General features: G+C 42.1%; 10 protein-coding genes. 6 read left to right on the forward strand and 4 right to left on the reverse strand.

Features of this window, described 5'->3' with window-relative positions; translation table 11 throughout:
• Positions 1-25 precede the first annotated feature (25 nt).
• From ACVA6Q_RS06485 to ACVA6Q_RS06495, 3 genes are read left to right on the forward strand one after another with little or no spacing between them, the layout of a single operon-like run.
• Positions 26-595, forward strand: a complete 570-nt coding sequence (locus ACVA6Q_RS06485) for a hypothetical protein (protein WP_446646937.1) — start codon at positions 26-28, stop codon at positions 593-595.
• Positions 588-1,817, forward strand: coding sequence for an ATP-binding protein (locus ACVA6Q_RS06490; RefSeq protein WP_446646938.1), 1,230 nt, complete (start codon positions 588-590; stop codon positions 1,815-1,817). The genes ACVA6Q_RS06485 and ACVA6Q_RS06490 overlap by 8 nt, the downstream gene beginning before the upstream one ends.
• A 9-nt stretch (positions 1,818-1,826) precedes the next feature.
• Complete coding sequence (locus ACVA6Q_RS06495; RefSeq protein ID WP_446646939.1) at positions 1,827-2,372, forward strand: ATP-binding protein; 546 nt, start codon at positions 1,827-1,829, stop codon at positions 2,370-2,372.
• A gap of 508 nt (positions 2,373-2,880) precedes the next feature.
• Here ACVA6Q_RS06495 and ACVA6Q_RS06500 read toward each other — a convergent pair.
• From ACVA6Q_RS06500 to fucI, 4 genes are all read right to left on the reverse strand, one after another.
• Positions 2,881-3,618 carry a copper homeostasis protein CutC gene (locus tag ACVA6Q_RS06500; protein ID WP_446646940.1) on the reverse strand — a complete coding sequence of 246 codons (738 nt, stop codon included), beginning with the start codon at positions 3,616-3,618 and terminating at the stop codon, positions 2,881-2,883.
• Between the two features lie 62 nt (positions 3,619-3,680).
• Complete coding sequence (locus ACVA6Q_RS06505) at positions 3,681-4,322, reverse strand: L-fuculose-phosphate aldolase (protein WP_446646941.1); 642 nt, start codon at positions 4,320-4,322, stop codon at positions 3,681-3,683.
• A 40-nt stretch (positions 4,323-4,362) separates the two neighbouring features.
• Entirely contained in the window at positions 4,363-5,823 is a 1,461-nt protein-coding gene (fucK, locus tag ACVA6Q_RS06510; RefSeq protein WP_446646942.1) for an L-fuculokinase, read from the reverse strand.
• A 15-nt stretch (positions 5,824-5,838) separates the two neighbouring features.
• Entirely contained in the window at positions 5,839-7,605 is a 1,767-nt protein-coding gene (gene fucI / locus ACVA6Q_RS06515) for an L-fucose isomerase (protein WP_446646943.1), read from the reverse strand.
• A 417-nt stretch (positions 7,606-8,022) separates the two neighbouring features.
• On the opposite strand from fucI, the gene ACVA6Q_RS06520 reads away from it, so the two are divergent.
• The 3 genes from ACVA6Q_RS06520 to ACVA6Q_RS06530 are packed head-to-tail and all read left to right on the forward strand — an operon-like array spanning position 8,023 to position 12,670.
• The gene (locus ACVA6Q_RS06520) at positions 8,023-8,796 is read left to right on the forward strand and encodes a DeoR/GlpR family DNA-binding transcription regulator (protein WP_446646944.1); all 774 of its coding nucleotides are present in this window, start codon (positions 8,023-8,025) and stop codon (positions 8,794-8,796) included.
• A 31-nt stretch (positions 8,797-8,827) separates the two neighbouring features.
• The gene (locus ACVA6Q_RS06525) at positions 8,828-10,849 is read left to right on the forward strand and encodes an alpha-L-fucosidase (protein WP_446646945.1); all 2,022 of its coding nucleotides are present in this window, start codon (positions 8,828-8,830) and stop codon (positions 10,847-10,849) included.
• Between the two features lie 9 nt (positions 10,850-10,858).
• A complete protein-coding gene (locus ACVA6Q_RS06530) occupies positions 10,859-12,670 on the forward strand; it encodes a sodium:solute symporter family protein (protein ID WP_446646946.1) in 1,812 nt (603 codons plus the stop codon).
• Positions 12,671-12,738: the final 68 nt, after the last annotated feature.

A 12,738-nucleotide genomic window follows, 5' to 3' on the forward strand; every position in this document is an offset into this window, starting at 1 on the left:
CTTAAATAAGATCAATACGACTTTATTGACAAAATGGACTCTGAGTCTGAAAAATAAAGCTCAAATCTTACAGTTGTCCAAAAAACAGCTAGCTACAAATCTTAATATAGGCTCAAGTTCAAGATATTTTTTCTTTGACAAATCAGAACTATTTGACTTCGACAATCAAATTGTTACTTTTATTTACGATTATATAAAAGCTTACCACTCTAAGCCTAAACAGGCACAGACTCCACTTTTTATAATTAATTGCTGTCGTTCTGAATTGGAAAAAATAGAGTATAGACTTTACCAAAAAGGCATTAAATGCAACTCCGGTCATGTCGGAGGCCGTTTTGAAGAAGATCATTTCTTCAGAGACCCAATTGTAAAAGTTTCAAGAAGTACAATCTTAGAACGAGACTTTGATGCGAGGATTTTATCGTTCATAGATTCTGGAACAACATTGAATAATAAGAAATGTGACGACTTCATTTTTGTTACGAGTAAAATTCCTGACGAGGTTGAAACTCTTGACACTAATGTCTTTCAACTTGGCGTCGAAAATTTTGACGAACTCAAGTTTGTTATGCAATTAAGAGGAACATATGAATAAAATTGGATTTGTAGTATCAAGTTCGCCATCTCAGATCACAATCGAAGTTAATGGATTGAAGACATTAGAAACTTTTAAAGAACAGCTTCAGATAGGTAATTTCCTTAAAATATCCGACGGAAATTTAAATTATGCAGTTGCCACAATCAACAATATCAGTGGTCAAAACTCAGAGAGTGATGACTCAGTAATTTGGAAGTTTGTTATTGATGCGACACCGATTGGCTCTCTTAAGAATAATGGAGGTCAACTTTGTTTTTCAAGGGGGTCACAAGTTTTACCAGTACCTACTGAAGAAGTTTTTGTTTTTGATAATGATGACCTAAAATCCATTTTTTCTCATGATTCTAAATTCAATTTCAAACTAGGCCATCTATCAAAAAACAATGCTATCGACTTCAAAGTTGATGGGGACAAATTTTTTGGAAAACATATAGCTGTTGTTGGCTCTACAGGTTCTGGTAAGTCTTTCGCAGTATCTTCAATTCTCCAATGTGCTGTAGGTATAGACTCAGAAACCAATGCCAATTCTTTAAACCAAAGAAACTCACATATACTTATCTTCGACATTCACTCTGAATACAAATCAGCCTTTACATTAGGGACTGAACAAAACTTTAATATAAACGACTTGGATGTTGATAATATAGCTATACCTTATTGGCTTATGAATTCTGTCGAACTAGAATCACTTTTCATAGAAAGTAACGAAAGTAATTCACATAACCAAGTTTCACAATTCAAGCACGCTGTAATTCTGAATAAGAAAAAACACAACCCCACAGTGTCTAAAGTGACTTACGATAGCCCTATATACTTTGACATTAAGGAAGTGTTTAATTTCATCGTAAACAAAAACAACCTCACCTGTTACGACAAAGATAGTAAAAAATATCTAGCTATCACTTCAACACAAATTGAGTACGACGAACAATTATTATGGGATCGCCATGACTTCCTACCATCTACAGCAAACGGAAAGAATAAAGAGTTAAATGAAAAAGTTTACAAGGATGGTGGTTTTAACGGAGGTTTCGAACGTTTTATCTCTCGATTTGAAACAACGCTAAATGACAAGCGGTTAAGCTTTATCCTATCCCCTAAGAAGGAGGATCAATCAGACTATCAAACAGAAGATTTCGGAGAGATAATTAAGCAATTTTTAGGTTATATCGATAGACAAAATATAACTATTATTGACTTAAGCGGTATACCTTTTTAAGTTCTGAGTTTGACAGTCAGTATGGTATCGCGTTTGATATTTGACTTTGCATTTCATTACTCAAAGCTTCAGCATGATGCTGGAGCAAACAACGACATACCGTTTTTAATAGTTTGTGAAGAAGCTCATAATTACATCCCGCGCCAAGGAGGGAGCGAGTTCAATGCTTCCAAACGCTCTTTAGAACGTATAGCTAAGGAAGGGCGTAAATATGGTTTGAGTCTAATGGTTGTTAGTCAAAGACCGTCAGAAGTTTCCGATACAATATTCTCTCAATGTAATAACTTCGTTTCTTTGCGTTTAACAAACAAAGCAGATCAAAATTATATCAAAGCTCTACTTCCAGACGGTTCAAGCTCAGTAATTGATATGTTGCCTACGTTATCTCAAGGTGAAGCATTTGTTGTTGGTGACGCTGTTCTAATACCAAGTTTGATCGAACTACCAAAGCCTAAGCCTGAACCAAAATCATCAAGTATAGATACTTACTCGGAATGGAACGAAGCTTGGAAAGATGTTTCATTTGAAGATGTAGTATTGAGGTGGAAAAAATAGTCATGTTCTAAAAGTATAGAGGGTGACTATTGTTGTCCTCTATACATCATTTTTATGAGGAATATTAACCCAAGCTTTTTTCACCTGCTCAATCAATAATAGTCATTGCGTGAAACGATTTTGCCATACTAGATCTAATTCATTAAATGTAATTTAGTAAAGCATATAGCAAGGTTTTGTCCAAAAACGTTTCAGAGGGTGATCAAACTATATTGTAACTTCCGCGCTATTGAAGATAACAATGCGCCTCAAAAATGATCGAACTTTAGCTTGTTATAGCCCAATAATTGCTTGAAAAGGCTCGTTTCCGATCAAAGTTTATTGTCCTCCGACACCACGTCCCCCGCCCACCCGAAAAGCGCCCCGCCTCATTGGTGCAGGCGGGGGCCTGGGGGTTCCTGTTGTTGTTGTGTTTGCGGTGTGGAAGATGGCCCCGTTTCTTATGGCGGGGCCGGGTGTGCTGGTCGTGAGGCTGCCTGCACTTTATAAATCTATAATCATCACATTATCATTGCGAATGACAGATTTGCTTTTTAACTTCTGCGATTTTTTGGAAACTAGCAACATCAATATAGTGATCCGCATGTACATTAGTCCCCATTGCGAGGCTAGTCTTTGCGTTCATCTTTGAAGGTCGCGCTGTCTTGCCGGAAAGGTGCAGCCAGTTAGCTTCGGTACTCAACTGTATTTTATGGGCATTGCTGCTACTAACTCCAGCCCCGGGCATTACTTCAATTCTCCCATTAGCTTGCTTAACCAGTTTTTCTAGTAAGGCGATACCTTGCTCAGCACTTACCTGTTGGCCAGAAGTGAGTAGGGTGTGGCAACCATGCTCTATAAGTACTTCAAGTGCTGTAGCTGGGTCGGGGCAATAATCAAATGCTCGGTGAAAAGTGATCTGCATGCCTTTGGCGGCTTCACACAGCTGTGCTAGCTGAGCTTGGTTTATTGAACCATCCCTATTAAGTACCCCAATAACGACCCCGTTCATTCCGTGGCATTTCATTGCATGGATATCATTCAACATGATCTCCAATTCATCGTTTGAGAAGACAAAATCGCCAGCACGGGGCCGTATCATTGCATTCACAGGCACTGTACTCTGCTTTATTATTAGCTCACATAAGCCGAGAGATGGGGTTAACCCTCCTACCGACAATGCACTGCATAACTCAATGCGATCTGCTCCTGCTTTCACTGCAATATCAAATGATTCAATATTATCTATACAAATTTCTATAAACACTTAATGTCCTATATATGCATCAAATAATAGTATGTAGCATGCCTTGTAGCTCTGTTTGGCAGTTACTCAACACGTAAGCCATAAGATTTAAACTTTTCCAATACACGTTCAATCTCATCATGGGGTAATACAGGTGCTTCACCAATGGCGAGAAGTTGAAGGTATAGCTCTGCCAGTACCTCTACTTCATGGGCTAACCAAAAGGCTTTCTCTAAATTCACTTCAGCCGCGATCAGTCCGTGATGTTGAAGCAGTATCGCTTTATAGTTTGTCATGGCTGTGGCGACATTATCAGCTAATTCCGGTGTTCCGAATGTGGCGTAAGGAACACAAGGGATCTTATGCCCCCCCCCTACAGCAATCATATAGTGAATAGCAGGAATGGCCTTATTTAGGATCGACACTCCTGTACAGTTTAGTGAATGATTATGAATAACAGCATTGAGGTCATTGCGGGTTTGATACACGACGTGATGGAAGCGCCATTCACTTGATGGAGTTTTCCCTGGTTCAAAATTACCGAAATTATCGACATAGACAATATCTTCAGTGGTCATTTTTTCATAGGCTATACCCGTTGGCGTGATCAACATGCCATCTTTGTACCTGGCACTTACATTTCCTGCAGTACCTTGATTTAAGCCCAGATCTGTCATTTTTAAGCAGGTATTAATAATTTCTTGGGACAACTCTTCTCTGTTCATAAGTATCTTCTTTTTTGAAATATTGTTAAGTGCAATGCAATTAACAAGTTGGCTCTATTGCTCTATTTTCTTGGTAGAACAACATATCTCTTGATGGCATAACAATGGTCTGAGTTGGTGCCATTTTTTGTTGTGCTGCGCTTAAAGATGGAAATATTCCCAAGCCATAGAAAACGGTCATCGCTGCACCAATTGCTGTTGTCTCTGCTGCTTCAATAACCTTTATGGGTAGGTTTAACACGTCTGCCCGGATTTGGTTCCAGAGTGCATTCTTTGATCCTCCCCCTACGCACAACAGTTGCTTTGTCTTAAACTGAGCTCGTTCTTCAAGCTCTTTCAAACTATCCTTTAGCTTGAAAGCCATTGCTTCTAGTGCTGCGCGATAAACCTCTGGGGCGGCTATATCTCCTTCCTTTTTGTGTATGCTCCATGCTGGTTGTTCTCCTGGAACAAAGTGTGGTACCACCTGAGTACCGTTCGCACCAGGTGGAACGTGTGAGGCTAAATCTATGACTGTTTGATACCGCAGTTTATTACCGACTAGTTGCGGAAAGTACGTATCTATTAATGGCTCTAAAACCCCCGATGATAACCATTGGATACCAGGGTTAAGCCACTGTTTGTTAGCATCAAACTCGGTGGTCATCGTTGCTGATGGGGGAATTCGGGGCGGTGAAAAGCACTCAACGCGGGCCATTAATATCTCCCAAGTACCCGCACTCAAAACTGGCTGATTGTGGCGTGCACCTGAGCCGAGAACAGCAAATTGAGTATCATGCCCGGCAGCAATAACGGGGAGCCCAACAGGCAAGCCTAAAGCTTCTGCAGGTGCTGATAATAACCCTCCAATATACTCTCCTGCTTCGACCAGCGGCGGGAAGTGAGCTCTATTTAGTCCAAGGGCGCTTAGCGTTACCTCACACCAATCTCGTGTCACGATATCAGTCAACATCGAAGTGCCAGCCATTGAATGATCAGTAGTTAACTTGCCAGTTAAGCGGTGGGTAAAGATAGATGAAATGAATAAAAATTTATCCATCTGATTAAAAAGCTCTGGCTGATTCTCTTTAATCCACAATAGCTTGTAGAGTGTATTAAAGCTGAACTCTCCTACACCGTTGCGTTGGTAGAGTGAGGCCGGATCTAGATAGTTGTCTAGCTTAGATAACATGTCTAAAGTACGTGGGCACTTCCAAGAAATGACAGGTGCAAGTTGTTCTTGTTGTTCGCTAAAAGGGGCACCATCAACTCCAAAGGTTGTCACAGCGATTCCTGCTATGTCATCAAGTGCATTTTGTTGTCGCAATTGTTGGGTGCAGTCGCAGAACTTATGCCAGATACTTTCTGTATCCCATTGGTGGAATCCTGATTGTGGATCCACTTGCGTTTGGTTGGCAATATGGTGTGACGCAACTATTGAACCATCAGTGTTGATGACCATGGCACGCACATTGGTTGCACCACAATCAAGAATCAAAACAGCTGTGCCTTGTTTAGACATATAGGTTGATCCTTTCTAGCGATAAAGAGGGCCAAAAGCTTGGCATGCACGGTAATCTTGTCCTTCAGTATCCATTCCGAATGCTCCCCAGGTACTTGGGCGGAAAATATCGCTACTATCCACATTGTGCATACTGACAGGAATTCGAAGCATAGATGCAAGAGTGATTAAGTCGGCTCCGACATGGCCATAAGATAGAACACCGTGGTTTGCTCCCCAGTTCGCCATTACTGAATAGACGTCTTTAAAAGCGTTATTATCGGTCAAGCGTGGAACAAACCAGGTTGTTGGCCAAGTCTCGTTAGTACGCTCATTTAAGGTGTTATGCACATGCTCAGGTAATTCAATCGACCAACCTTCTGCTATCTGCAGTACTGGGCCAATCCCTTTAATGATATTGATCCGGCTTAGCGTAAACGGCATCCCTCCTTCAGTCAGGTACTGAGAAGAGAAGCCACCTCCACGGAAGTATTCATTCACTGCGGCAGGCCAGCGTGTATTGGCAAGGCAACTATAAATGTCTTCTTGCGTGACTTCCCAATGTGGCTTAATCACTGGATTGCCTTCTGCATCTCTTTGTTGGCCAGTACCATCGAGCGCGGCAGAGCCGGAATTTACAAGGTGGATAAATCCACTTTCGGGATGGAAGCCTGTAACACGCTCTACAGAGTCTTGGCTCCAATATGTACGTACATCAGCAAAGACTTGTGCTTGGCCAGAAAGTAAGTATCCAAACAGCATATTGACGCCGTTAAGCGAGTCATTTTCTGTAGCCATGATATGTGGTGCTCGGGTACCATTCCAATCAAAGCTGGAGTTGAGAATCGCTTCCATGAAATCACCATTAGGGAGGTGATCTGTCCAATGCCGTTGTCCTTGAAAACCAGCCAGAATTGCATTGTGCCCCAGCCCTTCTTCACCAAACCCTAATTTAGTTAGTTCGGGGTTACCGACCATTAGATCACGGCAAATCATGGTCATTTTTACCACATCCTGCCATATTCTCTCTTTCTCATCGGCATTAAACTGCTGCTCTGGTGGGTTGGGATCTGTTCCTTCATGGCAATGCGCCTTCACCCAACTCATTGCCAAATCGAACTCTGCTTTATCATAGATATTACGGTCCAGGCGGCGTTTTACCTCAATCATATCGACATATTCATTACGCATGCCTAAATACTCTTGGAAAAAAGATTGATCAATTATCGACCCTGCGATTCCCATTGAGACAGACCCTATCGAGAGGTATGACTTGCCACGCATAGCGGCAACAGTTAATCCAGCTCGAGCGAAACGTATTAGCTTTTGTTGTACATCTTGAGGGATTGAAGTGTCATCAGCATCCTGAACCTCTTGGCTATATATAGAGAAAGCAGGAAGCCCCATTTGGTTGTGACCAGCTAATGCTGCAGCTAGGTATACTGCACCAGGGCGCTCTGTGCCGTTAAACCCCCAAATAGCTTTTGGCATATGAGGATCCATATCAATTGTTTCAGAGCCATAGCACCAACAGGGGGTAACAGTTAAGGTTAGCCCAACATTTTCTTTGCGGAATTTTTCTGCACATGCAGCTGCTTCAGCGACTCCACCAATGGTCGTGTCCGCAATGACACACTCGACCGGTTCACCATTTGGGTGACGTAATATACTGCTAAGGAAGATTGCGACATTTTTTGCCATCGTCATTGTTTGTTGTTCTAAAGACTCGCGTACACCCTGACGACGCCCATCAATCGTCGGGCGGATACCAATTCTGGGCAAATATAAATTTGTTGAGCTCATTAAAAAAACCTCGTTAAACATGTATTAATGCTGAATAAATAAGACCATAGGTCAATAACTAAATGAATTAGTAACCATGTTTGGCTTTATAAATTGTGACAAATCGCACACGTCTATAAATATATTCAATGTCCATTTATAGAAAAGTGACCGATAGCAACGAAAAAATGCTACAAACGGTCATTTTTTGTAATATTTGATCAGTGCAATAAATAAAAACCATCATTATGACCGGTTTCTTCGCAATTTATTGTATTTCGGTCATTTTTCAAGGTGATCTAACGCAAAGAAATAGAAAGATGAATATGCGTTTTGTGATGGCGATCATGAATAATAAGCAGATATAGCTAAGAGATCTTTAATCAACTAAATGAAAGGATATTATGATTGCAACCATTAGCTTGAAGACTGATAACGATGAAAAATCGGGAAGCAAGACAAAAAAGAATAATTGAATTATTGGGTGTAGATAGCCAAATATCCATTAATGATCTCGTCTCCATCTGTGACGTTTCTATTGAAACTATTCGACGCGATTTAACTCAGCTCGAAAGAGAAAAGCAGTTGGTTAGAACTCATGGCGGTGCGGTAGCCATTGAGCACAAAGATATCGGAAACTCGTTTCTACATAGGCAAAGGGAACGGTCACATGGCAAAAAAGTGATTGCTTCACTTGCACTTAACTATGTTTCAGAAGGAGCAGTAATTGGACTGGACGCAAGTTCTACCTCTTGGCATGTAGCTCAGTTGATCCCAAACATCTCCCTGACAGTGGTTACCAGTTCACTAGAAATCACACACCTACTGTCAAAGAAAAAAAACATTCACATTATTAATACAGGTGGAAGCTATTCATCAAAATACGCATCATTTTATGGTCATCTTACAACACAATGTCTCTCCCGTGTATCGTTGGATGTTGCATTCATTTCTTGCTCTGCATTTAATCCAAATACAGGGGTGTGGGAATCAAATGATTTAAATGCATCTGTTAAGCAGGCGATGATGAAGGCTGCAGGGCAAGTAATATTACTAAGTGATGCTAGTAAAATAAATAGACGCGGGTTAATTCAACTAACTACTTTTGAGTCCATTGATGTATTAATTTGTGATGAGGCATTGCCTGAAAGTGAACTGGGAATAATTAATAAGAAAAATGTGCTATTTATTTCACCAACGATGGCAGCGTAACCATTAACTTTGTTTTCTAATAGGGAAAAAAATGAAAGCGGACATATTACCAAAGCGTCAGGTTCACTTGGATTTTCATACAAGTAGCCTTATTCAGAATGTGGCATCAAAGTTTGATGCCGAAAGTTTTATTCAAAATGTATCTAGATCAGATATAAACTCAATAACATGCTTTGGCCGTTGCCATCATGGGTTGGTTTACTATCCATCTAAAATTCACCAAGAAGCGATACACCCTTATCTGTCTAATCCCGATTTGTTGGCAGAACAGTTAGATGCGTGTAAGAAAGCTGGGATTAAGGCTCCAGTGTATTTAACCATCCAATGGGATCAGTTGCAGTCAGAGAGACACCCAGAGTGGTGTATGCAAGATCGTCACGGTGGCCCGATTGTTGCCGACTGGTCCAAGCCAGGCTATTACCATGACGGCTTTTATACCTTCTTGTGTGTTAATTCTCCTTATCGCCAATATATATTGGACGAAGTGGCTGAGTTACAGCAAATGTATGACATCGACGGGTTCTTTTTTGATATCACTTATGTAAAGGACTGTCACTGCCAGCACTGTCGTAAAAAAATGCTAGAACAAGGAGTCGATTTGAATGATCAAAATGTGACTCTAGCGTTTGCAGCACAGACATTAGCAGATTTTAAAAAACAGGTATCTGATCAGATCCGGGCCACGAAGCCGACGGCGTCAATTTATTACAATACATCCCATGTACACCCTGGATACCACCGTTTTATCGAGTCTCTATCTCATATCGAAGTCGAGTCGCTACCATCTGGCGGGTGGGGTTATGACCATTTTCCTGTTGTTGGCCGCTATGCTAGAACGCTGGGTAAACCCGTAGTGGGTATGACGGGTAAGTTCCATACCTACTGGGGTGATTTCCATTCATTAAAAAACACCGAGGCGCTTGAATATGAATGTTTCTTGATTAATGCGCTCAATGCTTCTTGCTCTATCGGCGACCAGATGCACCCAGATGGTCAGCTCTCTGCCGCTGGTTATGATCTTATTAGCCGTGTTTACAATCAGTTAGCTAGGGTTGAGCCATACTGTACTAATGCAACGCCAGTTGTTGAGCTCGCTATCTTAAACCCTGAGGAGGGTAATTATGATGCTGATCTCAATGTCCGCCGTTCACTGATTGGGGCTACTCGCCTATTGCAAGAAGCCGGTTTCCAATTCGATATAATCGATAGCCTAGCTGATCTTTCACAGTACAAACTATTAGTTCTGGTTGATGATTACTCACTGAACCCTGAAATCGCTTCGCGCCTAAATCGCTACCTTACTATGGGTGGCAAGTTGCTCGCAGCTGGCAGCAGTCCATTTACTGATGACAACCGCGAGTCATTACTCCCTGAACTTGGTGTAAAGCCACTTGGTGATGTGCCATTTAGTCCGGACTATTTCGTCCCGCGCGATGATTTGGCACACCTAGCCAGCGATCACTCCGTACCTGCAGAGGAAACTGCAATGTACTTAGGTGGCGTAAGAATCGAAGTGGAGCAAAATTGCCAAGTGCTGGCCGATACATATGCCCCCTACTTTAACCGTGAAGGCAGATTTTTCTGTTCTCACCAACACACTCCGTCAAGTCGCCAAGTCTCTCATCCAGCACTTGTCACAACAGCAAATACTGCCTATTTCAGTAACCCTATGTTCACCATATATGGCCAGAAGGCACCTAGGGCTGTTCGATCACTTGTAGCAGATCAATGTCGTTCTTTACTGGGCAACACTCTCGTTGAGCATGATGGGCCTGCTTCACTAGTTATCACCCTTAACCATCAGGCCGAACATCAGCGCTACGTGATGCACCTTCTGCATTACGTGCCTGAAACTAAATGTTCAGATCTACTTATTGTTGACTCAATGCTTCCTCTTCATGATTTAACGATCAAGGTAAAACTACCAAACATTAAGTCGGTTGACACCATTAAACAAGGTGGGAAATTGACACATATGGATATAACTCAGAGTGAAACTACTGTAACTATTGAAAAAATCGAAGGTTATCAGCTAATCACTTTAAATTATTAAGGAGCTAATATGGTTTTGTCACCTATCGACTGGGCTCTGATAGCCGGTTACTTTCTATTTTCACTCTATATAGGCTTGAGGTACCGTAAACAAGCCAGTAAGAGTATGAACGACTTCTTTGTATCGGGCAGAAACCTAACTTGGTGGATGGCTGGTACTTCAATGGTCGCGACTTCATTTGCAGCTGATACTCCCCTGGCTATTACTGCTTTTATTGCCCGAGATGGCTTGGCTGGAAACTGGTTCTGGTGGGCAGCGGCTATGTCAGGTATGTTGGTTGCTTTCCTCTATGCTCGGATGTGGCGACGTTCAGAGGTAGTCACCGATACTGAGTTGCTAGAGTTGCGCTATACCGGGCGGGCGGCTGCGATTCTGCGTGGCTACCGTGCATCCTATATTGCACTTTTTGTCTGCACCATCGTGATGGGTTGGGTTACCGGTGCTATGGTGAATGTTCTAAAGCATACTGTGCTGGTAGACAGTGCGGCAAACATTCCACATCTTGATTGGATTATTATTGGCGGTTTGCTTGCTGCAACTGCTGCCTACACACTCTTAGCTGGCCTGAAAGGGGTTGTTGTTACTGACTTCTTTCAATTTATAGTCGCGATGGTGGGGTGCATTATTCTTGCGGTGGTTGCGGTATCGCATATCGGCGGGATTGATGTTATGCAACAGAAGTTGGTAGAAAACTATGGCAGTACTCAAGTCATGGACATGATGCCTGGTTTTGGTGAAGACTCTTGGCTACCACTTGATATCTTCCTCATCTTGATTTTCGTGCGGTGGTGGGCTTCTTCTGGCCCTGGTGATGAGCCAGGCGGTGGTGGTGCGCAGCTTCAGCGCCTGCTCTCGACTAAAAATGAAAAAGAGTCAGTAAAAGCAGCTCTATGGTACTCAATTGCTAATTACTGTGTTCGCCCATGGCCTTGGATTATCGCCGCTTTCGCAGCATTGGCACTATTCCCTGAACTTCGAATTATGGCAGAGTCTGGCGCTGGTGACCCGGGAGTCGGCTACCCAATGCTAATCACTGCAGTATCACCACCAGGGCTGGCTGGTTTGATGTTAGTCGTATTCTTCGCGGCCTATATGTCGACCATTAGTTCAATCATTAACTGGGGTGCTTCATTTTTGGTTAATGACGTTTATAAACGATTTATAAAAACTGACGGCTCAGAACAGCACTATGCAAGAGCATCAAAGGGAGGAACCTTTGTTGTACTTATACTAGGTGGTGTTGTAGCTTATCTAATGCAGGACATCTCTATTGATGAAGCATGGAAAATATTAGCTGCCATGGGCGCAGGAACTGGGCCAGTATTCCTCTTGCGTTGGTTCTGGTGGCGGATTAATGCCTGGACTGAAATATCGGCAATGGCTACTTCATTGATTGTGTCGCTAACCCTAAACTCTATTTTGGATGTTAGAACAGAGTATGTGATTGTCATAACATGCTTTATTACGATTGCAGTTTGGCTAACGGTCACCTTGCTTACCAAACCTGAGCCCAAAGAGCACCTAACAGCATTCTATCGCAAGGTTCGACCAGGCGGTATTGGGTGGGGACCAATTGCTGTAGCCAACTCAGATGTTGAGGTTGATAAACACATCGGTCTATCAGTAGTAGCAGCAATGGTTGCCTCACTAGGCGTATTCTTTGTGCTTGGTACTATCAAGTATCTCATCTTCTTCAATATGAACTGGTTACTGTTTACTCTTGGTTCAACATTCATATGTTTCTATATTGTATCTCTATTGATGCGCAAAATTGGCCTGACAGAAGACAGTCCTGAACTTGCCGTTAAAGTTGAAGCGTAATTTCAAATAATAAAGGGTGTGAGCCTTTGTTCTTTACGCCAACGTAGTACAGGCAATATGCTCCCCTG

It is taken from the genome of Vibrio sp. DNB22_10_4, from assembly GCF_052879755.1.